This window comes from Bacteroides sp. OF03-11BH (assembly GCF_003604005.1).
Taxonomy (GTDB): Bacteria; Bacteroidota; Bacteroidia; order Bacteroidales; family Bacteroidaceae; genus Bacteroides; species Bacteroides ovatus.
Map to the genome: position 1 here is coordinate 171436 of NZ_QTMW01000007.1, position 26678 is coordinate 198113.

General features: G+C 41.9%; 14 protein-coding genes and 1 pseudogene. 4 read left to right on the forward strand and 11 right to left on the reverse strand.

Annotated elements, in window-relative coordinates; all coding sequences use genetic code 11:
- Nucleotides 1–3: 3 nt before the first annotated feature.
- The 8 genes and pseudogenes from DXA54_RS07685 to DXA54_RS07720 form a co-directional block, all read right to left on the reverse strand.
- Nucleotides 4–2447, reverse strand: a pseudogene (locus tag DXA54_RS07685) (TIM-barrel domain-containing protein).
- Nucleotides 2448–2472: 25 nt separating this feature from the next.
- Nucleotides 2473–4200, reverse strand: a complete 1728-nt coding sequence (locus DXA54_RS07690) for a glycoside hydrolase family 43 protein (RefSeq protein ID WP_008649491.1) — start codon at nucleotides 4198–4200, stop codon at nucleotides 2473–2475.
- A 432-nt stretch (nucleotides 4201–4632) separates the two neighbouring features.
- Nucleotides 4633–7218: a xylan 1,4-beta-xylosidase gene (gene xyl3A / locus DXA54_RS07695; protein ID WP_008649489.1), complete on the reverse strand. Its 2586-nt coding sequence runs from the start codon at nucleotides 7216–7218 to the stop codon at nucleotides 4633–4635.
- A gap of 96 nt (nucleotides 7219–7314) precedes the next feature.
- The gene (locus DXA54_RS07700) at nucleotides 7315–8913 is read right to left on the reverse strand and encodes a glycoside hydrolase 43 family protein (RefSeq protein ID WP_120079156.1); all 1599 of its coding nucleotides are present in this window, start codon (nucleotides 8911–8913) and stop codon (nucleotides 7315–7317) included.
- A 296-nt stretch (nucleotides 8914–9209) separates the two neighbouring features.
- Entirely contained in the window at nucleotides 9210–10226 is a 1017-nt protein-coding gene (locus tag DXA54_RS07705; RefSeq protein WP_120079157.1) for a zinc-binding alcohol dehydrogenase family protein, read from the reverse strand.
- Nucleotides 10227–10250: 24 nt separating this feature from the next.
- On the reverse strand, nucleotides 10251–11543 hold the full coding sequence (fucP, locus tag DXA54_RS07710) for an L-fucose:H+ symporter permease (protein WP_004314063.1): 1293 nt from the start codon (nucleotides 11541–11543) through the stop codon (nucleotides 10251–10253).
- 38 nt (nucleotides 11544–11581) lie between these two features.
- Nucleotides 11582–12505, reverse strand: a complete 924-nt coding sequence (locus tag DXA54_RS07715; protein WP_120079158.1) for an amidohydrolase family protein — start codon at nucleotides 12503–12505, stop codon at nucleotides 11582–11584.
- Between the two features lie 15 nt (nucleotides 12506–12520).
- Entirely contained in the window at nucleotides 12521–13453 is a 933-nt protein-coding gene (locus tag DXA54_RS07720) for an aldo/keto reductase (RefSeq protein ID WP_120079159.1), read from the reverse strand.
- Between the two features lie 179 nt (nucleotides 13454–13632).
- On the opposite strand from DXA54_RS07720, the gene DXA54_RS07725 reads away from it, so the two are divergent.
- Entirely contained in the window at nucleotides 13633–14661 is a 1029-nt protein-coding gene (locus DXA54_RS07725) for a LacI family DNA-binding transcriptional regulator (RefSeq protein ID WP_120079160.1), read from the forward strand.
- 90 nt (nucleotides 14662–14751) lie between these two features.
- Here the strand turns inward: DXA54_RS07725 and DXA54_RS07730 are convergent, their stop codons facing one another.
- The 3 genes from DXA54_RS07730 to DXA54_RS07740 all read right to left on the reverse strand — a co-directional run bounded on the left by DXA54_RS07730 (nucleotide 14752) and on the right by DXA54_RS07740 (nucleotide 17532).
- Nucleotides 14752–15369 (reverse strand): FKBP-type peptidyl-prolyl cis-trans isomerase, encoded by a 618-nt coding sequence (locus tag DXA54_RS07730; RefSeq protein ID WP_004324510.1) that lies wholly within the window; start codon nucleotides 15367–15369, stop codon nucleotides 14752–14754.
- A gap of 11 nt (nucleotides 15370–15380) precedes the next feature.
- Complete coding sequence (locus DXA54_RS07735; protein WP_004299629.1) at nucleotides 15381–16922, reverse strand: glycine--tRNA ligase; 1542 nt, start codon at nucleotides 16920–16922, stop codon at nucleotides 15381–15383.
- Nucleotides 16923–17025: 103 nt separating this feature from the next.
- A complete protein-coding gene (locus DXA54_RS07740; RefSeq protein WP_004299627.1) occupies nucleotides 17026–17532 on the reverse strand; it encodes an HU family DNA-binding protein in 507 nt (168 codons plus the stop codon).
- Between the two features lie 232 nt (nucleotides 17533–17764).
- Here DXA54_RS07740 and DXA54_RS07745 point away from each other — a divergent pair, with 232 nt between their 5' ends.
- From DXA54_RS07745 to DXA54_RS07755, 3 genes are all read left to right on the forward strand, one after another.
- Nucleotides 17765–18910 (forward strand): xylose operon transcription regulator XylR, encoded by a 1146-nt coding sequence (locus DXA54_RS07745; protein ID WP_055235191.1) that lies wholly within the window; start codon nucleotides 17765–17767, stop codon nucleotides 18908–18910.
- A 96-nt stretch (nucleotides 18911–19006) separates the two neighbouring features.
- Nucleotides 19007–23482 (forward strand): sialate O-acetylesterase, encoded by a 4476-nt coding sequence (locus tag DXA54_RS07750; RefSeq protein ID WP_055235189.1) that lies wholly within the window; start codon nucleotides 19007–19009, stop codon nucleotides 23480–23482.
- Nucleotides 23483–23592: 110 nt separating this feature from the next.
- Nucleotides 23593–26673 carry a SusC/RagA family TonB-linked outer membrane protein gene (locus tag DXA54_RS07755; protein WP_118418509.1) on the forward strand — a complete coding sequence of 1027 codons (3081 nt, stop codon included), beginning with the start codon at nucleotides 23593–23595 and terminating at the stop codon, nucleotides 26671–26673.
- Nucleotides 26674–26678: the final 5 nt, after the last annotated feature.

Genomic DNA, 26678 nt, shown 5'->3' on the forward strand with positions numbered 1-26678 from the left:
CAATCAAAACTTTACAGAAATAGCCTTTCCATTATAATCGACGTTTTTTTGAGTCCCGTCCTGGAGAGTTACAGTAAACTTACGGTTCTTCAACATTCCCTCATACGCACCTTTTCTTGCTCCTATCGTCAATTTACAAGATGTATTATTCCACGAGATTGGAATTTCCGTATAAACGCCTTTTTCGTAGTTGTAATTATCAAATTCATCTTCATATAAAATGAAGTTTCCATTCGCACCCGCATACACCTTCAGTTCAAGATGATCCCACGGTTTTTCAGTTGCATACTGAACTTGTGGACCGACAGGAATAATACTACCCGCTTTTACATACAATGGAATAACATCAAGTGTAGTCTCTTTGGTAATTTCCTTTCCGCCTTCGTGTTTCTCGTTCGTCCAGAAGTCATACCATAGCGTTCCTGCCGGTAAGTATATTTTAGTAGATTTCGTTTCCATGAAATCCACAGCAGCGTCAGTTTTTGCTTTTTTCACTCCATCTCTGTTCCATCCTTCTTCTTCGGAGACTTTTACCACAGCTTCCGGTGTATATTGTGCATGAGCAATCGGAGCTACAAGGATTGATTTTCCAAACATATATTCGTCATTGATATCCCACACCTTTCTGTCATCTACAAAATCCATCATCAAAGCGCGCATAAAACTCGATTGGCGATTGCTCACCTCCCAAGAAGTAGAATAAATATAAGGCAACAGAGAGTAACGCAAACCTATCATCTTCTCGATAGCATCATATACAGGCTCACCCTTCTTTCCGAACTTATAGATTTCCCTATAAACATCCGTCCCGTGCGAACGCATCATCGGATTGAACGTTCCAAACTGCAACCAACGCACATAAAGCTCCTGATACAATGGATTTTTTGAAGCACTATCATCATTCCAGCTTTTATTATAGTGTCCTGCAAAAAAGCCACCAATATCACTATTCCAGTGAGGCATACCACACAAAGAAAAGTTTAATCCGGCAGGAATCTGATTTCTAAAACTCTCCCATGTGGAAGCGACATCACCACTCCATACATTTGCACCATAACGTTGTTGCCCCAAAAATCCCGAACGGGTTAAAATAAACACACGTTTGTCCGAAGTCACTTCACGCTGATGGTCGTAAACCCCTCCGACAGTCATCAACGGATAAGCATTGCGCACCTTACGGAACGAGCCCAGATAGGTTTTGGTATCCATATCCTCCGGCTTCCAGTCCAAATGGTCGGGTTCGGTAGAGTCCATCCACCAGGCATCCATTCCCAGCTTGAAAATTCCGCCATTCAGATATTTCCAATAAATATCACGCGCTTCGGGATTGTAAGCATCATACACTCTTACACCGGAAGGATATTCCATGTTGGGGGCCATGACTCCAATCCCGATTGCGGCCAGGTAGTGAAGTTAAACAACATCCCTTTTTTATCCAATTCTCTATAAGGCTTGGTCATCGGTCCGAATGACGACCAGATAGATATAGCCATGTGTGCGTTCATCGCATGGACATCCTCAATCATCTTTTGAGGATTATTGAAAGTCGGATTCTGAAAATCCATCGCATTCCACAAATAGTTATGCCCCCAATATTGCCAATCCTGAATAATGCCATCCAAGGGAATACCCAATTCACGATATTTACGAACAACGTCTACCACTTCCTCCTGGCTCTTATATCTTTCTTTACTTTGCCAGTAACCATAAGTCCATAAAGGAAACATCGGTGCTTGCCCGGTCAAGCTGCGTACTTGTGCTATTACACCATCGGCATCCTTCCCATACATGAAATAATAGTCTACACAATCACCTACTTCAGAACGAAAAGATGTTTCAACTTCGTTGTCCGTAAAAAGAGTCGGCGAATAGTTATCCCAAAACACACCATATCCTTTAGTGGACTGGAAGAAAGGTGACACATCTTCAACATTTCCCTGTATCAGATTTTTAGTCATGTTCCGCTGAATCATCTTTCCATTTTGCAATTGTCCCAAACCATAAATGGCTTCCTCCTTATCTAATATAAAAGGTTGATAAACCTGATAAGTTTTTGTCCCGGCATCATCGAAATCGATAAACTGCATACCGGATTTCTCTGCCAATAATGATTTGCCATCCTTTGAGAAATAAGAAACAATTCCCGTCCCGGTGTCCACACTGACACTTAGTTCACTGGTATTCAATACAATCTTATTATCTTGTATATCAGCTTTGAAACTCACCTTTTCAGGTTTGGCAATTACAGAAAGACTCTGTTTTTCATAGGCAACACCTTCCGGTGACTTTATTACTCTCGCCACAGCAGGCGCAAAGAATTGTACTTCTATATCCACTGCATTTACAGTGGTTTTGATACCGGACGATGTTTTCTGATAGTTCTGTGCGAATAAGATATTTGTGCTGAAGCATAAACATATACCCCAAAATAGATGATGTATTTTCATAATTATAGAATGATAAGGTTTCTAATTAATAACCAACAGATGTTGCATACAGCCCAATCATTGCTCCTGTAAAGCCACCAGCCTCATTAGTAGAAAGAATATCACCGGAAACGGTTCCTCCTAAATTTAGGAAACTCTTGCCATCAATCGAATAATTAAAACGATAATCATCTCCATTGGCTGTTACTTGCAGTGTCACAGGTTTCTCTGTTTCTATCTTCACCTCACCCAGGACACTCGCTTGTCCTTTTTCGGTTCTTTGCAGTATCAGGTAATAGTCTTTTCCCTTTTTAGTGATACCGAAAACATAGTGATATCTTTCATTCTGATAACATGTTATACCGGCAAAATCTTTCTCATTTTTCGGTTTGTACTCCATGGTTGCTGCCGCTGTAAATTGATTATGCTGCTGACGGTAGAACAAGGTAGAAGTAGGTTTCACTTCATTGATATTTGAGGTAAAAGGGATGATCCGCAACCCTTTATCGGTCATCTCAACGAATTCTTCACGAGGACCTCTAAGACCGATCCATCTAAAATCTAATGTCTTATCGGAGAAATCATCCTTAAAGACAAAGTTGCCACTAGGCAAATAACCGTTTTTCCCTGTTTGGTTCTCTACTCCCGAAGGCATCTTCAATGTAGGTTTCATAGGGATAAGCCCATTCTCGAAAACGGGAAATGTTCCGCTCCAGTCCACCGGAAGAATAAAAGTTTCGCGTCCGGTATTCACTCTGTTCTTCTCATTGGGGCGTATTCCTAAAAATACACCATAATATTTTCCGTCGGGTCCCTCCACTAAGTCTGCATGACCAGCCCAGTCTACTTTATCCGCCCGGTTTGCAGGAAAATAACGTTGAGTTAAAATAGGATTATTATTTGCCGGAAGATAAGGTCCTTTCGGATGATCACTTACAAAAATAACTTCGCTATGCCAGCCTCCGGTTCCTCCTTCCGCACACATTAAGTAATAACGTCCATCTTTCTTATAGATATGAGGAGCCTCAATCCATATCGGTTTTTCTTCTATATTGACGCCACCGTTTACAATGATCCGGTCCGTTCCCGGAACCACTTTATCATTTTCCACATCATAATCCCATATTTTTATGACACGGTGTCCCGAGTAACGCTCGTTTGCTTTAGCAGGAGCATCATTATGTACCACGTATGCCTTGCCATTATCATCAAAGAAAAGAGAAGGATCAATGCCTTCAAATTGAAGTTTGACCGGATCACTCCAGCCATTCTCCGGATTCTTTGTCTTTACCACCATATTTCCAAAGCCACCGGAAAATTGAGTCGTTATCATATAAAACGTATCATTATTGGGATTATATCTTATAGCAGGAGCATATACACCAGCACTAATACCGCAATCTTCAACCTTTAATTGTGACGTTCTGTCCAGCACATGACCGATTTGTTTCCAGTTGACCAGATCATTAGAATGGAAAATAGGCACCCCGGGAAACATAGCAAAAGATGAGCACACTAAATAATAATCATTCCCTTTCCGCGTTATACTCGGATCGGGATAGCAACCCTGCAAAATAGGATTATAGAACTCACCCGGCTTTAAAGGATTGTTTTGATAAATAGCATCCTCCCCCTGATAAATAAATTGCGTAAAGACAGGAGCATTTTTTGTTATTTTACCCTTGCCACTCACCTCCATATTAAAAAACAGCATAATAAATACGACAAGCCCCAAGGATTGCCAGCCCGACAAAATCAATTTTAATGTTCTCATATTATCACTTTTTATTTTCTATAATTTTCTGTTCCATAGTAGTGTTTGCAAATGTATCGATTCGGTTTTATCATATATGTACAATCATGATACAGGCATCTATATACAGGTTACATTTATCACAGACATGTAACATGATTCTTTTCTGATGTAACAAAAAGCCCCAAAACAGAAAAATGGTAAGATAAATAACTACATTACCTATTATTTCAGCACTTTTATCTTCCATCATATAAAATGCTGAATATCAAGAATTAGCAAATGCTCATTTTCCTTTAAAGGAAAGCCCCCGTTGGTTTAAAAGAAACGGGGGCTTGGTTTAAAAGAAACGACCCGTTCCTTTTAAAGGAACAAGGTCGTTCTTTCTTTATTCATTCAATAAATAAATCCGGATTGTCTATCTGTAAAAATAAACAAAATTCCAAAGCGGTATTACTGTACGTTCATTACAATCGTTTTCAACTTATTTCTATCAGAAGTTCCTCCATACAGTAATTCATAAGTACCTTCCAACGGACGCATCGTATTCGACTCTGCATCAAACCATTCAAAGTTCACACCGGTAAGAGGAATAGCTACTGATTCAGTTTTCCCTGCCGGAATATGAACGCGTTTGAAAGCACGCAAGGTATAACGGGGACCTTCCTTATCACCCGGACGTCTCAAATAAACCTGAACCACCTCTTCTCCATCACGTTGTCCGACATTACTTACCGGAATAGTCAATACTACATTTTCACCTTTGGCGATTGTATTCTTGCTCAATTTAGCTTCTCCATAAGTAAACGTAGTATAACTCAACCCATGACCGAATGGGAAAAGTGGTTGCTGTTGCATATATCGATAGGTACGCCCCTTCATGGAATAGTCTTCAAAGTCCGGCAATTGATTCACATTCTTATAGAAAGTGACCGGCAGGCGTCCACCGGGATTATACTCTCCCCAAAGAGCATCAACGATAGCTGTACCACCCGCCTGTCCCGGATACCATGCCTGCAGAATCGCTTCACAAGTAGTCGTTTCGGGCACTAGTCCGATAGCTGAACCGGAATAATTGATAAAGACAACCTTTTTACCAGCCTTCTTCAAAGCTTTCAACAGATTACGCTGAACGTCCGGAAGTTCAATATCCGTACGGTCACCACCCTTAAATCCGGGAACTTCTACCGGCATTTCCTCACCTTCCAGACTTGGAGAAATTCCACCAGCAAAAAGAATCACATCAGCATCCATTACTCTCTTCACTGCGAGGTTCAAGTCGATCCCGACCTCTTTGCCCAAATCAAAATCAAGTGTAGCCCTTTCATTCCGTTGTTTGAATAAAATCTCGATATGATACTCTTTTCCAGCCTTCGCCTGTAACGTATAGAGGTTCGTCGGATTCTTAACATATATTTTCCGAGCCACTTGCTCACCATTTATAATAAGAGTCACTTCACCATCCAGTTGGAAACGGAAAGCAACATCACCCGACTGCGAAGGACGAAAGACAGATTCATAACGAGCCGAGAAATTAGTTATTTCCACACCGGGCGCAAATGTAGTAGCCCCTGTTGTCGCAAAATGGAACGGAGTGGAAATCTGATCGGTAGCAACCACTTCCCCTTCACGATCACGATTATTCCAATATTCTGCCAAGAAACCGGGTTTACCATTTATGCTACATTCATCAAACAGGCTTTGGAGTGTCTTTCCATCCACACGGTCACAACCCGGTTCGTATATGATTTGTCCTTCCGGTAGTTTGGCACGGACAGCTTCCAATAAGGTAACCGTATGTGCCGGAATACCGTTATAATTTCCCCACTGCATCACGGAGTCATTGGCATTAGGTCCCATAACAGCTACTTTCAGATGGGTATTCAGAGGCAGGATGTTGTTTTTATTCTGCAAGAGCACCAATGATTCACGGGCCATACGCAAAGCCAATGCCTGATGTTCCTTACTATTCAACACAGAGGTTGGAATTTCCGACCAAGCCGGTTGTTCGTCCATTTCTCCCAGTTCAAAACGTGCCGTCAACAAACGTTTCAATGAAATATCTATTTCTTTTTCGTCAATCAAACCGGCTTTTACAGCATCCGCCAGTGATGCATATTCACTTCCACATTCAAGGTCTGTGCCTGCCCGCACAGCATCGGCCGAAGCGTGTTCCTTGTCCGGGTGAGTCCCATGCGTTCCCGGTCTATAGAAATCGGAGATCGCTCCACAGTCAGAGACTACAATGCCTTTGTATCCCCATTCATCCCGCAATATTTGCATCAACAGGCGATTACTGCCACAACAAGGCTCTCCCTCAAAACGATTATAGGCACACATCACTTCCTTTACATGCGCTTTCTGTACCAAATCTTTAAAAGCAGGCAGATAGGTTTCCCATAAATCCCGGGGATCTATATTCTCCGCATCAAAACTATGCCGGTTCCACTCCGGTCCTGAATGAACGGCAAAGTGCTTGGCACATGCGTGCAGCTTATCATACCTGGCATCTTCCGGTCCTTGCAAACCACGGACTACAGCCATTCCCATTTGTCCTGTCAGATAAGGGTCTTCACCATAAGTTTCCTGACCGCGTCCCCAACGAGGGTCACGGAATATATTGACATTCGGTGTCCAGAATGTTAATCCCTGATAGCGTTTCAGCACGCCGCTTTCACCGAAAATACGCGATTTTACGCGAGCCTCATCGGAAGTGGCATTGAACACTTCATATAATAATGAATCATTAAAAGAAGCTCCCATACCGATAGACTGGGGAAAAACAGTAGCCAATCCGGCACGTCCCACACCGTGCAACGCCTCATTCCACCACTCATATTCTTTAATTCCCAGTCGAGGGATAGCAGGTGACGCATTTTGCATTAATGATACTTTTTCTTCCAAAGTCAACCGGGGCAACAAATCCTCCGCCCGTTGTTCCGCCGTTAAAGAAGTGTCCTGGTAAGGCAGCAATTGCTTACATGCCGAAAACGATAACACCAAACAAACACCCATAATCGGTATCCAACCTCTTTTCATAATATTATACTTATTAGTTATGATTAATTTGGAAACAAAAATAGCCTATTTTCCAATAAAACAATGTTTCATTGGTTACAAATACATATTTGTGTGTTACATTGACGCATCACAGAACGAATAATCAAAAGAGTCCACATCTACATAACCGCCTACAGAACGTGTAGCATAGTTAAATATGGCAAACTTACTGCCCATAAACATACGGGTGTAGTCAAATTTCATCTTGACAGGCAGACCAACAGGTATCCATGCTTTCCCATCAAGACTATAAGAAAAACGAGCCTCATCCCGTCCATTGGTAAAGTCACCTTCCACACGCAAATAGATAAGCTCTTTGTTAAGAGGTATACGGGCTTGTTCGGTCATATCCACACGGCTAATGGCACGCTTCGTTTTCTCAAACACACTTTTCTGTTCACTCATCACAAGAGACAGTTTATTTCCGTTCTTTTCAATCGTAAGCACACCGCTGTCACCATTAAAAGCCGATAATCCTGCACGGTCACCATCTTTCATCCCTCCCAGAGAGAGACTGACAGTGCCCATACATTTCGGTCCTACCATACGTTGAGTCAACGTATTGGGAGCAACAAACAGGTTATCTACCACACGGGAGGTTTTCAAACGCAGAAATCCGGGACGGTCGGTAAGGCTCCATGCACGGTCGACCGGGTTATGATTCCACTGCCAATAGAGGGAAAGCCCGGAAGCGGAAAAATCATCCGAACCGCAGATACCATCCATTGACATATACGATAAAGTGGTATCATTCGGAATGTGCCCATCCTTGTCTCCCAGCATAGGCCAACCATCTTCCGTCCATGTACAAGGCATAAGACACGGCACACGCCCTACGCCACCACGATCCTGAAAAATCAGTCCGTACCATTCACCGTTTTTCCCGTCTACGATGCATCCCTGACCAACACCGCCATGCCCGTCGAACTCCGTTTCAAGAATGACACGCTTTTCGTAAGGTCCGGTAATCTTATCGGCACGATAGCATACTTCACGACGCAGACGGCCGGGAATACTCCAATCCATAGAAATCATCAGCAAGTAATATTTCCCATTATGCTTGATGACGGAACTACCTTCCAACAGACCTTGTTCGTCAGCATCCCGTTCAAATATTTGCTGATTGATGCCACCGGGAAGTACATCGGTCAAATCGGGTTTCAACTCCGTAAGCTGTCCTGTACTGTGAAAGAGATACACCCGCCCGTCATCATCAAACAGAAGCGAACCGTCATGAAAATGCGGGGGACGCGAAAGAAGTTTCCAGGGACCGGCCGGATCTGTCGCAGTATAAACAAACCCACGTCCGGGCGCGCCATTGGCTGTAAACCATACATAGAATTTACCGTCATGATAGCGGATAGATGATGCCCATTGTCCTTGCCCGTAAGCAGTGCCTTCGAGCAGATCATAACGGGGACCATCGTCAATGCGAGGAAATACGTAGCTGATAGTTTCCCAATGTTTCATGTCCGGCGAACGCATGATAGGTGCTCCCGGCATCAGATGCATAGTAGTGGAAACCATGTAAAAGTAATCACCTGCACGACATACCGACATATCGGGCACGTCAGCATAAAGAATAGGATTACGGTATTGTGCTCCGGCTGATAACGGGAAGAACAATGTAAAAAGAGTACACAGTAAAATAGTGTTGATTTTTGTTTTCAGCATAATCATCGTTTTTTTATTAACTGGCTACATTATCTATTATTTGAAAGCTAATTATTTAAAATATTCCTTGTTATCTTCCACATCACAAAAATAGAAAATGCAAACAGATATATTGCCCAAAGTATGCTACATGATTTCTTTGTGATGCTACATATCGAATGAAGAATGTTACATCTATATTTACTCATGTTACATCACCCTATCTCCCAAAGAGAGGAGACTGTATTCAGCCTCCTCTCACTTATTACATACCCGAAACAACAGGCATCAACAACTATTCTTATTACAAGAACTTATCAGAACTCAACCAGTATACGGAACACTTTTCCCGGATTAGCCGTCCATTCCTGCATAGCTTCCAAAGCTCCTTCCGGTTTTGCTATCTTCGAAATCAGTTCTTCCACCGGACAATTCCCTTCTTTCATATAATTAATAACCGCACGGAAATCTGCCGGCAACGCATTTCTGGAACCACGAATATCCAGTTCTTTCTGAACGAAATATTTCGTTTGGAAAGCTACTTCGCTTTTGGCATAACCGATGCAAACCACACGCCCCGTAAATCCGACTTCATCCACCGCCATCACATAAGTGACCGGACTGCCGACAGCTTCAATCACCACATCGGCACCGAAGCCCTCCGTTATCTGTTGCATCCGTTCGTGTACATTTTCTGTCTTGGAGTTAATCACATGAGAAGCACCTACCCTTTTCGCCAGTTCCAGTTTCTCGTCATCCAAGTCGACAGCAATGACCGTTGCCCCTCTCAAAGCAGCACGTACAATGGCACCGATACCAATCATACCGCAGCCAATAACCATCACAAACTCATTATCGATCACCTGCGCACGAGATACCGCATGGAATCCGACACTCATCGGCTCAATCAACGCACAATCGCGAGGAGAGATATTACCAGCCGGAATAATCTTCGTCCAAGGTAAAACTGCATATTCGCACATCACTCCATTGCGCTGTACCCCTAACGTTTCATTATGCTCACAGGCATTGACACGACCATTACGACAAGAAGCACATTTACCACAATTGGTGTATGGATTCAATGTCACGTTCATCCCTTTTTCGAAGCCAGCCGGAACATTCGGACCAATCTCCTCAATCACCGCTCCTACCTCATGTCCCGGGATTACCGGTAACTTCACCATTGGGTTACGTCCTAAAAAGGTATTCAGATCAGAGCCACAGAAACCCACATACTTGATTCTTACTAATACTTCACCGGCACCAACGGTCGGTTTTTCCAGTTCAACCACCTTCATTTCGGAGGGATTGACAATTTGAACTGCTTTCATTTGATATGTTTGATAATAAGTTTATTAATCGATTACTTTATAACCTTTCCAGCCGTAATATGCACAGAAGACAAAACAAATCATCGGCACACAATAGGCCATATAATAGATATGCTCATTGGCATGCATGAAATAAGCCGTCAACTGTGGCAGGCAGGCATTGCCGACAATAGCCATTACCAGAAATGCCGAACCGCTCTTTGTCTGATTCCCCAGTCCTTTTAACGCCAATGAGAACTGCGTGGGATACATTATAGACATAAAGAAAGAGATAGCCAACATTGCGTATAACCCGATCATACCTCCCCATATCATCACTGCCCCGCACAAAAGAATATTCATCAAGGCGTAAACCAGTAGCATATCCTGTGGACGGAATTTCACCATCAATCCGGTACCGATCCAACGCCCCAAAAGAAATGCAAGCATATACAATCCGAAGAAGGTAGTCGCTGTATCTTCCGGCAATCCGGCATAAGTGCAACAGTAAACCAGGAACAAACTGTTTATCGCCGTCTGTCCGCCGTTATAGAAGAATTGCGCAATCACTCCCCACCGCAAATGTGAGTGCTTCAATACACCGAAGTCTATCAGTTTTTCTTTCTGGCTACCCTCTTTCGTTTTACCCGAAGAAGTCGTTTTATCGGAAGAAGCCGTTTCTCCTTCGTCCCCAATCTTCGGCAATTTTGAAAAGATGAAGACAACAGCTATGGCAATCAACAATATAGCCAATATCAGATAAGGGAGTTTCATGGCATCCGTTTCCAATTGGATATAGGCCTGCCAGCCTCCCGGATAATCTACAGGAAGGGTCTCTCGCGTGTAATGAGTTCCGCTAAGGATGAGCTTACTCAAAAACATGGCAGCGATAAAAGCTCCGAGTCCATTGAAAGACTGCGCCAGATTCAATCGGCGGGGAGCTGTTTCGGGAGCTCCTAAAACCGTCACATACGGATTGGCAGCCGTCTCCAGAAAGCACATTCCCGTAGCGATAATAAAGAAGATACAGAGGTAAGCCCAATATTCTTTTAAAATGGCGGCAGGAAAGAAAAGCAGGCCTCCGATTGCTGCTAATACCAGTCCGAAAATAATTCCCGCCTTATAGCTGTAACGTTTCATAAACATCGCTATGGGGATGGGGAAAATAAAATAAGCCAACCAGTAGGCAGTCTCGGTAAAGGAGGCTTCAAAGGTATTCAGTTCACATGTCTTCATCAATTGCCGGATCATCGTGGGAAGCAGATTGCTGCTTATCGCCCACAGAAAGAAAAGGCAGAAAACTAACGCTAAAGGTATTGTATATGTATTCTTTTTCATGGTATAAATCTAGTTTTACGATAAAGATGTTTTCTCCATCATTCGGACATGTTCTTGATGTAAGGAAGTACGGGGAGATCCGTGAATCCATAGAAGTTTTGGGCATTTTCTCCCAAAAAGAGTCTTTTGTCCTCTTCCGTCAACTCGGAAGACTTCACCACAAAATCGTATGACATCTTGTAGGTGATCGCAGTAATGGTGCGCGGATAGTCCGATCCCCACATCAGTTTCTCCATGCCAACTAAATCCGCCGCTTCCCGAATGGCTTTCACTGCTCCTTTGAAAGGATAAAATTCATCATTGAAAAGCCAGGTGATTCCGCCGGATTCAATCATCACATTGGGATGACGTGCCAGGCGGATTTGTTCTTTCCAGTCTGGACGTGTCACCATTCCGAAGTGTCCGACAGCTATTTTTAGGCGGGGACATTCCTGAATAATCTCTTCCATTTCGGGAACCTGTGTTGCTCCGTCAGCCAAATCGATGGAAAGCATGACATTCTGTTCTTCCATCGAATGAAACATCTGCATCATTTCCTCATTATTCAGCATTACCCGTCCCTCTTTTAACAACAAGCGCTGGGCAGGGATTTTTATAGCCTTAAAACCTTTGGCTATAAGCTCTTTCGCCTGCTCCAAAAATCCAGGTTTGCGAAACTCACACATTCCGCAAACAAAGAAACGGTTGGGATAATGGGAAACGACTTCCGACAAATAATCATTCTGAATACCGTCAATAAACTCTTGAGTAATGACAGCCGCAGCCACTTGCGCATAGTCCATATTCGAAAGAAAAACTTCCGCGCTATTCACTCCGTCTACCATAAAGGGCGGAACCATTTGCCGGATTTCTCCCATAAATTCCGAACGGCCATTTTCCAAAGTCCGGATAGGCAATCCGTCCACAACAGTATCCTGTCGTAACCACAGATGGGCGTGCGCATCAATAATTGTATAGTCCATACGAATGACGCTGTTTTATGAGTTTGCCCAACTTACACGTTTCTGCTCTCCGATAATCTCCTGCACTTCCCGAACGAGTTCCCAGTCAATAGGTTCTTCGATGAAAGCGATGCTCTTTTTCACATTCTCCGGATTAGTTGTACTAAATAAAGTCGTTGCTATACGGGGATTGCTGACGGAGAACTGCATAGCCAGCTTCTCAATCGGATAATTCTTAGCTTTGCAATGTTCCATTGCTTTACGGCAAGCCTCTACCAAGGGTTTGGGAGCCGGATGCCAGGCAGGCACGCCACGTTCACTCAACAGCCCCATTGAAAGGGGAGAAGCATTAATTACGCCGATTTCTTTGGATTCGAAGTAGTCCAGGAAGTCTGCTAATTTATCATCACACAGACAATAATGGCAGAAGCTAAGCACAGATTCAATCGTACCGCTTGGTGAATGGTCAATTACCCATTTCAGGTTCTCGAGTTGCAAGTCGGTAATTCCAACGTGTCCTACCACTCCTTTTTCACGCAACTCAACCAAAGCAGGCAGAGTCTCATTAACTACCTGATTCAAATCGGCAAATTCAACATCGTGTACATTTATCAGATCGATAAAATCTATATTCAAACGTTCCATGCTCTCATACACACTTTCGGTAGCACGCTTTGCAGAGTAATCCCACAGATTTACTCCATCTTTTCCATAACGTCCCACTTTGGTAGAAAGGTAATAACGGTCGCGAGGAAGATCTTTAAGCGCCTTTCCTAAAACAGTTTCCGCTTTATAATGTCCGTAATAAGGAGACACATCGATAAAGTTCATTCCTGCCTCAACAGCGGTAAACACAGCCTGAATGCCTTCTTTTTCTTTCAAATCATGGAAAACTCCTCCTAAAGAAGAAGCTCCAAAACTAAGAGATGATACTTTCATCCCTGTCTTTCCGATTTCATGGTATTGCATACTTTTAGGTTTTAAATCATTTTGTATGCGACAAAAATAGGTCAGTAATAGTTTCAGTGCAGCAGAGAGCGGTCGAAAAACCAACGTAACGGTTTACGTAAAAAATATTGCTTCAGATGCTTTTAATTTTCCGGGAATGTGCTTTCTTTGTAAAAAGAATCTAAGTTGCAGACTTTCAAATGGAAAACCGGAAACATACTTCACTCAAAGATCTCGCCCAAGCACTGGGGGTATCAATTCCTACTGTATCCAGGGCACTAAAAGATAGTCCGGAAATCAGCCGTGAACTTTGTGCTAAAGCAAAGGCACTGGCTAAAGAGATGAACTACCGTCCCAATCCTTTTGCCATGAGCCTGCGGAAAAATGCGCCACGTATCATTGGAGTGGTAGTCCCGGATATTGTCACTCATTTCTTTGCATCAATTCTGAATGGAATAGAGAATATGGCTATTGCCAACGGGTATTTCGTGATTATCACGACCTCGCATGAGTCTTACGAGCACGAAAAAAGAAATATTGAGAATCTGGTCAATATGCGTGTGGAAGGTATCATCGCCTGTCTGTCTCAAGAAACAACCGATTTCTCCCACATCTCCACCTTGAAAGACATTAATATGCCACTTATCCTGTTCGACCGTGTTTGCCTGACCGACCAATTTTCATCGGTGATAGCAGACGGGGCACAATCCGCACAGATGGCTACACAACATCTCCTGGATAATGGAAGCGAGCGGGTAGCTTTTATCGGAGGAGCTAATCATCTGGATATTGTAAAGAGAAGAAAACATGGCTATCTGGAAGCCTTGCGTGAGAATCGTATTCCGATCGAAAAAGAGCTGGTAGTCTGCCGGAAGATTGATTATGAGGAAGGCAAGATTGCCACAGAAACTTTACTGTCACTTCCACAGCCTCCGGATGCTATTCTTGCCATGAATGACACATTGGCTTTCGCAGCAATGGAAGTCGTCAAAAACCATGGCCTCCGGATTCCGAATGATGTGGCAATCATCGGGTATACAGACGAGCAGCATGCTAATTATGTGGAACCGAAATTATCTGCTGTATCACATCAAACTTATAAAATGGGAGAAACTGCCTGCCAACTACTTATCGATCAGATAAAAGGAGATAAGACAATCAAGCAGGTAACGATTCCGACACATTTGCAGATTAGGGAGAGTAGTATAAAATACGATAAGAAAAAATAAAAACAAGACACGATTTATACCTAAAAAGAAAAAGTTATTTGACGTTCTATAAACAATCAAACAACTTTTTCTTAAATAACAATATATTTTTTAATCTTTTGACGGCTCCGACTTCTTCTGAATACTATCTGCATCAAGCAGTTGAATATCAAAAATCAAAGCTGAATAACCAGGAATGAGAGTTGTATTACTATTTCCGGTACTGCCATAACAATATTTCCAAGGTATATATATCAACCAACGTTCACCAACTTTCATATGAGGTATTGCTTCTTTCCAGCCTTCTATTACACTACCGGACAAATCGAATGACACTGGAGGGGTATCCGGTTGAGAGGCATTCGAATCTCCATCCACCGGATCAGCTCCCTCAAAACCATCGAAACGTTCACCCAATATATTCGTACCTTTATAGAAAGCCTTCACAACCGCTGTGGATGTCGGCTTCTCTCCGAGAACTTCCGTATGTACGCTATTCACAGTGATCGGAGTTTTCGTCTTATAATAAATATAATCATTGCCTTGTTCCACTTTAATCCGTAGTAACAGAGGGTCAGTTCCCGCTTCAAACACATTTGCCAAAGAATCAATAAATGATTCATTGCGTGAACGCCAATTATCATACTTGTCTACTGTTTCCGTTTCACTACAAGCAGTGAACGCCAAAGCCAGCAATACTAAGGAGAATAAATAGATCTTTTTACTCATTCGTTAAAGGTTTATTGTAAAGTTTTCAATAGAGAAGTGATGCTTACTCTGTCTGCAATAATGTTATTCAGTTCAGAGATAGCTACACGCTCTTGTTGCATGGTATCGCGATTACGCAATGTCACGCAGTTATCTTCTAATGTCTGATGATCGACTGTTACACAGTACGGAGTACCAATAGCATCCTGACGGCGATAACGCTTACCGATACTATCCTTTTCGTCATATTGGCAATGGAAGTGGAACTTCAGGCTGTCAATAACTTCACGGGCTTTTTCAGGCAGACCGTCTTTCTTCACCAACGGCATAACTGCCAGTTTCACCGGAGCCAAAGCAGCAGGCAATTTCAGAACCACACGGCTTTCACCATTCTCCAGTTGTTCTTCACAATAAGATGCGCTCATGATGCTAAGGAACATACGGTCAACACCGATAGAAGTTTCGATTACGTACGGAGTATAAGACTCGTTCAGTTCCGGATCGAAATATTTGATGCTCTTGCCGGAGAACTTCTCATGTTGAGACAAGTCGAAGTTAGTACGAGAGTGGATACCTTCCACTTCTTTGAATCCGAACGGCATCAGGAATTCAATATCAGTAGCGGCATTTGCGTAGTGAGCCAGTTTATCGTGATCGTGATAACGATAGCTTGCATCGCCGAAGCCAAGAGCTTTATGCCATTTCAGACGGATTTCTTTCCATTTCTTGAACCAGTCTAGTTCAGTTCCCGGTTTTACAAAGAACTGCATTTCCATCTGTTCGAACTCACGCATACGGAAGATGAACTGACGGGCAACGATCTCGTTACGGAAAGCCTTACCAATCTGTGCGATACCGAAAGGAACTTTCATACGCCCCGTCTTCTGTACATTGAGGTAGTTTACAAAAATACCCTGTGCAGTTTCCGGACGAAGATAAATCTTCATGGCTCCTTCGGAAGTAGAACCCATTTCAGTAGAGAACATCAGATTAAACTGACGAACTTCTGTCCAGTTCTTTGTACCGGAGATCGGGCATACGATTTCTTCATCAATAATGATCTGACGCAATTCTTCCAGATTACCGTCGTTCAGAGCTTTAGCAAAGCGAGTGTGAAGTGCGTCACGTTTTGCCTGATGCTCCAATACACGTCCGTTGGTAGAACGGAATTGAGCCTCATCAAAAGATTCGCCGAATCTCTTGGCAGCTTTCGCTACTTCTTTATTGATTTTATCGTCATACTTAGCCAGCTGATCTTCGATCAACACGTCAGCACGATAACGTTTCTTAGAGTCTTTATTGTCAATCAAAGGGTCATTGAATGCGTCTACGTGTCCGGAAGCCTTCCAGATAGTAGGATGCATAAAGATGGCAGAGTCGATACCGACAATGTTCTCGTGCAACAGCACCATGCTGTCCCACCAGTATTTCTTGATGTTATTTTTCAATTCAACGCCCATCTGACCGTAGTCATACACAGCGCCTAGTCCGTCGTAGATATCGCTCGAAGGGAATACGAAACCATACTCTTTGCAATGCGATACAAGCTTCTTAAAAACGTCTTCTTGTGCCATTTTCTTTTCTATATCTATTAATTTGAATTTGCTTTTTTCGTAAAAAGTGCCACAAAGATAGGGATTTATCTCATAAATAAGACAGGGAGGGTATTAATTTATCTTATTCCTGAACTTCTTCATCGATTTCCGGTGCCACCATACGGTCATATTCTTCCCGCTCCTGCTCCCGGTCCGCTTTCTTCATTTCTTTGGTCAGCATCTCTTCGGGCATATACAGATTAAAAGGAATACGCATGCATTTCATTTTTTTCACTTCCCGGCTAAATTCAGGACAAGCCACGAAATAGACACGTGAAACGGACACCTTTCCCGGAGTTACCTGTTCGGGGCGTTCAAATCCCGGACTGGTCAGTGACGTATGGAATGTGCCAAGTCCTTCGATAGTAACCGGCTGTCCGATAGACAACAGACTACGGATAGCATCAACCATTTCCGTCAATATACCATCTATCTGCCCGCGATGAAATCCACTCCGTTTTTCCATGTACTCGGCAAATTCTCTATTCCGAATCGGATCTATCAGTTTTTTGGGTACACCATACCATAATTCTTTTCTTTCTCCCGATGTTAAATCGGCTTTTTTTCTCACTACATAAGGCACTGCCATCGTTTATACTCCTTTCTTTTTTCGTTTATACTCGCGTTCTATCTGACACCCGGGTGTCAACACCATTGAGACCCGGGTGTCAAGCATACCAACACCCGGGTGTCAGTGCTCATGAGACCCGGGTGTCAGATAAGTGTTGGCTGCAACAAAATTAAGTCTTTATTGCGAGAGAACAAAGGAATTCTTCTATATTTGTGCATCACTACATTATACTAAAGAAAAACATAGAACTATGATTAAGATTCTTCTATTGATAGACTATTCAAGCGAATTTGACAGGAAACTGCTACGGGGACTTGTCCAATACTCCAAAGAAAACGGCCCCTGGCTCTTTTACCGGCTACCTTCTTATTATAGCGCAATGCATGGTGAACAAGGCATTTTGAAATGGGCGAAAGAATGGAAAGCCGACGCCATTATCGGTCAGTGGAATAATGATACGATCGATTTGCAGAAGGAGCTGAATATTCCGGTAGTACTACAAAACTATCATCACCGGAGCGTCACTTACTCTAATTTGACAGGCGACTATAAAGGAACGGGAAGAATGGCAGCCCAGTTTTTTGCCAAAAGAATGTTTCGCAATTTTGCTTATTTCGGTGTTAAAGGGGTGGTTTGGTCTGACGAACGTTGCGAAGGGTATCGGCAGGAAGTAAAACGTATCGGAGGCGAATTTTTCAGTTTCGAATCGGATAAACAAGAAGATGAAATACGAATGGAAGTCAGCCGGTGGTTACAGGAACTTCCCAAGCCTGTTGCCTTATTCTGTTGTGATGATGCACATGCCTTGTTCATTTCCGAAACTTGCAAAATGACGAATATACCGATTCCGGAGGATATTGCCTTATTAGGTGTGGACAACGACGAACTGATGTGTAACATTTCCGACCCTCCCATTTCATCCATAGAGCTCGAAGTAGAAAAGGGAGGATATTCTATCGGCAGACTGGTCCACCGACAAATAAAGAAAGAACATGAGGGTACTTTCAATATTGTTATCAACCCTATCCGTATCGAATTGCGACAATCTACGGAAAAGCACAATATCAAAGATCCCTACATACTGGAGGTTGTGAAGTACATAGAAACCCATTACAGTTCCGACCTGACCATAGAATCTCTGCTTGCAAATATTCCATTATCCCGCAGAAACTTTGAAGTGAAATTCAAAAATGCACTGAACACTTCCATATACCAGTATATTCTGAATTGCCGGTGTAATCATCTTGCAGACTTACTACTCACAACCGACCGACCATTAGCCGATTTAGCCATAGAAGTCGGCTTTAAGGATTACAATAATATCTCACGTGTCTTTAAAAAATACAAAGGATGCCCACCACTTGAATATCGCCAAAAGAAGACTAGCCAGAGATAACCTTTCGTTTTCTGAAGATTAGTTTTCGGATTTAGATTGAATAATATTCCAGTAATTCCGCACTTTTGCCAAGTAAACATCAAATATCTTGATATTATGAAACGAATCTTTCTAGCAACCGGACTATTATTTTTTATATTCCAACTATTATCAGCTCAAAAAACAATACGTATCTATCCAACCGATGATACTTACATACATGGTGGAAACAATAAAGCGAAGTATGACCGTGTGCAGGGATTAGATGATCCCTTACAACTGAAAAGTTATTATAATAAGGCAAAAGTATATCAATACACGACTTATCTCAAATTCGACCTAAGCAAAATGTCTGCAAATCCGGAATGGATACAAAGTATCAAATTGCATATATACGGAAAAAGTCATAGTAAACGAGAACATATCTTGAACGTTTCTTTAACGAATAGTACTTCATGGGCAGAAGACGACCTTTGTTACAACACACATAAGGAAACGGGGAAAAACAAATTTATTACAAATACAAGAGAAGTGCCGGCTGACGGGAAATGGATAACTTGGGATTTAACCGGAAAACTCCAAAGAGACAGTCATCTCAAAGGCAATCTTATCACATTGGAGATCTGTGACAGCACTAATATAAAAGATGAATCGGGAAAAGGTGATATTGTTGTTTTCAAATCGAAAGAAAACAACAAGACATATAGACCTTATCTTGAAATCACTCAACTAAACAAAGATCACATTTTATTATCCGATATAAACATTAATGGTTCTACGATTGAAAACTTCTCTCCTTATCAATTGAATTATACAGTAAAATTGAAAGCAGATGCGAAAGCAATACCTTCCGTAGAAGCCTGCCCGTTCGTAAAAAGCGCAAAAGTAAATATAGAAAGTTCCAATCAACAATCACCAAACGATAGAGAACAGACAACGATTATTTCCGTAAAAAATAAGGGAGAAAGCTTAAATTACAGTATTCATTTCATAAAAGCCCCTATTACTTCAACAACTACAATAAAACAGATTTCAATAGACGGAGAAAAAATAGAATTTTTCAAACCGGGGAAAAAAGAATACCGTTACTACTTACCTTATAATTACAAGCAACAAACGCCTCTAATTTCCATTACAAAAGAAAATCCTAATCAACAAGTTAAAATTACTCCTCCTCAATCCTTGACCGGCAAAAAGGAAGAAAGAACAAGCTATATACAAATAATAAGCGGAGATAGAAAAAACAGCAACACTTATAGAATAATCTATGAAATCCTCCCGCCACTGGATATTTTCATCTGTATAGGACAATCCAATATGTGTGGAAGAGGATATATGGATGAATCAAAAGGTGATTTAAAACCTGTGGACAATACCTTCCTGCTCACTCCCGCACTCAAATGGGAAATTGCATCAAACCCTTTCAACAAATATTCTTCTGTACGTAATGATATCAGCGTACAACAAATAAGCCCTTCGTATGGATTTGCTCATTATCTAAGTCGGCACATTCATTCCAAAATCGGCATGATCGTGAACGGAAGAGGGGGGACATCTATATCCGAATGGACAAAAGGTAGCGGCATCGGACTTTATGAGGCTGCTATCGAGCGTGCGAAAGAAGCACAAAAATGGGGAAGAATAAAGGCAATATTATGGCATCAGGGAGAAGGAGACGACAGGTCAATCTCTCCTGATGAAGACTGGAGTAATCCTTCCAAATATCCATGCAGACTTCGAGAAATGATTACTAATTTCCGAAAAGATCTCAACGAGCCTAATCTTTGGTTCATTGCAGGAGAACTCGGGCACTGGAGAATAGATTCCAAGACTCAACATTCCCGTTCACAAAACTTCAACAATATGATTCGTCAGATCAATAAACATATACCATACACAGATTACGTCAAGGCTGATGAACTTGTATCCAGAGGAGATCTTTCCGATTCCCACTTCAGCAGAGAAAGCTGTATTACATTAGGAGAACGATATGCACAAAAAGTACTCCAATACATATACAATAAAGAAAAGATTGCAATATATGGTAACAAGTTCAATACTCTTACCTTTAAAAATGAATTAGCCGCTAATAACATTGAGCCTTCATTTCTGACAAGAGCCGAACTAAATACACTTTCCATAGATAAGGGGGCTTTGCTGTTATTATCCGGAGAAACTCCACTCCCACCTGAAAGCCGAATAGCCATTAATCGCTATTTATCAAACGGCGGCAATATTATCTTAGTTGGCGACAAAGGATTCGATTATACCCCACAAGCTACCGATGAAGTCCCTTTAATTAAGTTCTCCGATCGATCTTCTTATCAAATAAGTCGTGAAAAGAAGGATTTTAAGGCCGGTTCTTTGGAGAAAGCAATCATCAACATCATCACATTACCTAATGGAAAAGAAGCTTTAGAATTATCTACGACAAGAAAAGCCATGCATAGTACAATGATAAAGATACCCGTTCAAGATAAAGCCAAGCCGGAACTCTCACTTTTAACATTCAATGCGAAAGGTTCTCCATATATGGATTTACTAGCGATAGAAATAGTTGACAATGCAGAAAAAAGATGGTACAACTTTATCAAACTAACCAATACATGGGATAAATATACTATTTCATTCGCAGATTTTGTACCTGAAGATTATAACAACCCCAATGAGGCTTATAGATTATTGCGGCCTGAAAATATCAGAACAATATCCCTCGGTGTGAATTTATTAACTGTATGGCGCGAGAAAGAAATGCATTGGGCAGTCAGCAGCTTATCCTTAGCCAAAAACAAAAAAGATATTTATGCTCCTACCTCCGCCTTGAAACCCATGGAAATTCCGTTTAAAGAAAATAACATTTGTTTCCCTACCTGGCTATTCGATCCATTTTGGGGAGAACGAAATAATTTTCAACCTTATCCCGGCAGTAAGATGGGAACTGACGTCAGTTCCAAATATGATACAAAAAAGAAACGCGAAAGTCGTATTATTCCAATTCATTCCCATTTTTCCTCTCCCAAAGCTGAGCAACCGATTGCTAATCTTGAGTTATATGCCGGAGGAGAATATAAAGGTTCGGCGGTGGCAACATTCAATCTTCCGCCAGCAACAGTCCTCAAGAACCAAGAAAGCCGGAAGGCCCTTTCCAACATGGCAAACTATCTCCTGAAGAAACCTAGAATCATCGCAACCAAACTAAATACCTGTACAACAACCCAAGGTACATTTCCACAATTACGTGTTACCATCAAGAACCCCTTACACCAAACAATGACCGGTACACTACATATTGAGATTGCCGGAAAATTATTATGCAAAGAGAGTAATATCATAATTACTCCCCTGAGAACCAAAGAATACGACATCGTTCTTCCTGAAATACCGGAAGATTTTCCTTTTCAGCATTTCAATTGGCAAATAACGCTAACAACTGATGAGGGAGGAATAACAGATACTTTCTGTGATTCGGTTGACGTAGAAAAAGCAATGCTTTATGCGTTCAAACATCTGATACGCAACCAACAATTTTACCCGGACGGGCGTATCAGTCATCATTATTTCGGAGATGCTTACGGAGTAAGAGCCATGTCTGCCTATCTGCATTTCTTACAAAAAGAGAAACATTGTGGCGCACAAAGCAATAATACTTTACCAATCGTAACTTCTGAAGAAATAGAAAATTGCGTCTTTCGGTTTTATGACATGTTAGCTGACAGACAATCCGAAGACGGCAAACTCCCCATGGGATATTTGGAACATTCAGGCGGATATAATGTTGCAGATGGTGGACAAATAGCCCTTGCTATCGCACAATCCTTACGCTACATAACAGATCCTGTACGAAAAGGAAGATATCAGAGGTTGTGTTCACGCTTCTTTAATTGGGCGGAAACTTTTTATATAGACAGTATACGTTCTGCTTCATTGAGAGAAAGTCACCCCCAGGAGTTTGCAAAAGGGCATGCTAACGAAGGAATGTACGGATTGGGCGAATATGGGAAAAAGAAAATACAAACAGGACCATCCTGGGTAGGAGCAGATATTCTAGCTTTTCAACTCTGCATGGGAATCTTACAGAAAGACTCTACTCAAATGCAATACCAAGCAATTGCAAAACGCAATGCCAATTATTATGTCAAAGCAACATACCCTGCCTCGGGCTACTACCAAGCAGAAGCCTTGTTCTGGGTACGCCTTGCACTACACGATGATAACCTGAATAAAATTATAGATGACAACCTGAGGCGGACTTTCCTCCCGCCTTTATTAAAAGGACGTGAGAATGAGATGTACTTACGAGGAGGACGTTGTACTTTAAATGCCTTACCACTAATATACTATAGAGAATACATCCAAGATTCACCGGAATTACGGGCTGTTTTATTGAAATATATCTGGGCATTCGGTTCCGAAAGTTCATTCAGTTCCATGAAACGTTTATCAGAAGCTTATCCTAAGGCCGTACACGGAGAGTCTTTGGCTGTCTCCAAATATGCAGCATTAAGTGCTCTTTGGGCCATGGAGTTATTAGTGCCAGGTTCTACTATTTTGCAAGAAATGAGGAATTCCCAGAATATCTTTAGCGTAAAATGAGGATTGATTTGCGTATTTCCACTAACTAAAGAGCACTAAATCCTTTACTTTTGTTGTGAGCTTACGTAAAAGATATAAAGCACTTAAATCGTTTAATTCAAATTTACTGTATGAAAAACAAAATCCTTCTATTACTAATTGGAATCACCGCCTGTTCCATGAGCCTGTTTGCACAAGATAGAAAAGTGTCCGGCATCGTAAAAGGGAAAAGTGACCAAGAGCTGATCATCGGAGCAAATGTCCTTATTAAAGGAACAAAGCGGGGAACTGTAACCAACGTTAATGGAAAATTCGCTATTTACGTTGGACAATCCGACAAAGAACTTGAAATAAGTTATGTCGGAATGAAAAGGAAGATAGTCAAACTGGAAGCAAATAAAACCAGTTATATGATTGAATTAGAAGAAGATTATAATTCACTGGATGACGTTGTGGTCATAGGTTACGGAACTCAAGCCAAGCGAGATATTATTGGCTCGATCACGACTATCTCTTCTAAAGATTTGGACTCTAATTCCGGTGGGAATATCAATACAGCTTTACAAGGAAAGATTCCGGGCATGCAAATTGTGTCAACTTCCGGTGAACCCGGAGCCGGCTCATCGATTAAAATTCGCGGTGCGTCTTCCATTAACGGAGGTAGTGAACCACTGTATATTGTAGATGGCGTACCTATTGAAAGCGAGAATATTTCTTCCATCGACGGTGATGCGACGTTTAGTCCCATAGCCGGTATCAACCCAAGCGACATTGAATCTATCGAAGTGCTGAAAGATGCGTCTTCAGCAGCTATTTACGGTTCACGTGCCGCCAATGGCATTGTTATGATCACCACCAAAGGTGGAAACAAGTTTGAAAAGTCAAAGCCTATTGTCACTGTCAGCCATACGTCAAGCGTCGTCTCCATTTCACGCAAGCTGGATGCAATGAACGCCGAGCAATTTCGTACAGCATATAAAGAAGCACGCGCAAACAATAACCAGGTTGCCGAACAAGGTTGGATTGTCAATCCATTCCATCCCTACTACAATCGCACGACAGATTGGCAAGACGTAATATTCCGGACAGCATACCAAACCCGTAACGATGTAAGTGTACGCGGTGGTAGTGACAGTTTCTCTTATGGAGTATCAGCCGGATATCGAGATCTTAAACCAGTAGTTATTAATACGAAATACAACCAAATTAATCTGAGAGCCAATTTCCTTTACAAGGTAGGGAAACGTATCACTGCAGGAACTAAAGTTTCTTTCAGTAACATGGATTATACCCGTATCCTCTCTTCAGGAAGCAACAATTACAGTGCATTAAGAGCCGCCTTGTTCACTAATCCTTGTTTCTCTCCATACGATCCTCTAACCGGTGAAGTGGTAGACTGGCTAGGAGTAAAAGAACAACGTAACCCACTGGCTGTAGCGACCAAAGTTCCTATACACTTTAAACGCAGGTGGTTGACAATGAACCAATATATACAGATAAATCTAACGAAAGGTCTTAACCTAAGAGTCAGTGTATCCGGAGATATCAGCAAAACCAATCAAGACAGTTTCATGCCTAAGGAATTCGATTCCAATACACCAGCTCGCGATAATGGCAAGTTCCGGCAGAGCGAAAGCCAAAGTTTTTTAAACGAAAACACACTGTCATATAACGGAAAAATCAAATCTCATCATTTAAATGTAGTACTCGGACAATCATTCCAACAAGACAGAACAGAAGCAATCGTTTTAAACGGAAACGGCTATATTGACAAATCTGTTATAACCATTCAAAATGCCTCTACTTACACCAACATATCTAGAAGCGAATCAGAAAGGGCACTACTCTCTTTCTTCGGGCGTGTCAGTTATGACTGGAAAGGACGTTACCTCGCGTCAGCCACTCTTCGAAGCGACGGTTCCTCCCGTTTCGGAAAGAACAAACGATTCGGGACATTTCCATCAGCCTCTATCGGGTGGCGCTTTTCCGACGAGAAATTTATGAACTTTGCGAAAAAGATATTACGTGATGCTAAGTTCAGAGCCAGCGTCGGTGTAACAGGTAATCAGACAATTTCGAATTACGCCTCATTGGGTTCTTACACAGCCTCATCCAACAAATATGACGGAAATGTAGAAATTTTGTATAACGCAATGCCCAACGATATTATCGGATGGGAAAAAACAACTCAATATAATATTGGCTTGGATCTTTCATTCTTCAATGGACGTGTAGTATTCAACGCCGACGCGTATCTAAAGAAAACGAATGATTTATTATTTGACTTTCCCGTCCCCAATTACACAGGTTTCTCCTCCGTTCCAAGAAACTACGGAAGTGTAGAAAATAAAGGATTGGAATTTCTGCTTGAAACGGTCAACCTTACCGGTAAATTTAAATGGAAAACGTCATTCAATATTTCCATGAACCGGAATAAAATCACCGAACTTCCCAACAATGAAGATATCATCATAGGAGACTTCTCACTAGGAAGAGTTGGCGAACCAATGGGAGTATTCTATGCTCACAAAGCACTTGGTGTCTACTCCAAAGATGAAGATAACGTTTATATACTGCCCAACGGACAAAAAGACCAGGTACGAAAAGGAGCCTCTACAGGTGCCCCATTTAAAGGCGGTGACATGATTTGGGAGGATATTGATGGAAACGGAGTTATTGACGACAATGACCGCGTCATCATCGGTGATCCCAATCCTAAGTTTATTGGCGGTATGTCTAATACATTCTCCTACAAAGGAGTTTCACTCAATATCATGATGCAATGGTCATACGGAAATAAAATAATGAACGAGTTGAGACGCACCCGTAATGCCATGAGAACAACTAGCAATCTAGGACAAGACGCATTAGCACGTTGGAAAGCACAAGGCGACATTACAAACTTCCCGATGATTCGCTATCAAGACAAAATGGAAAACTTCCGTCCTTCTTCTTTTAACATGGAAGACGGCTCTTTCCTACGCATCAAAGAAATCACATTAAGCTACAATATTCCTCCTAAATGGTGCAAGAAAGTATTCTTGAAATCAGCCAATGTATACATATCCGGCACAAACCTCCTCACATGGAGCAAGTATAGCGGATACGACCCGGAGGTAAACACTTCGACATCACCATTTATCCAAGGAGTTGATAACGGTGCTTTCCCTAAGAGCCGTTCTTATAATCTTGGTGTCAATTTCACATTCTAATCATC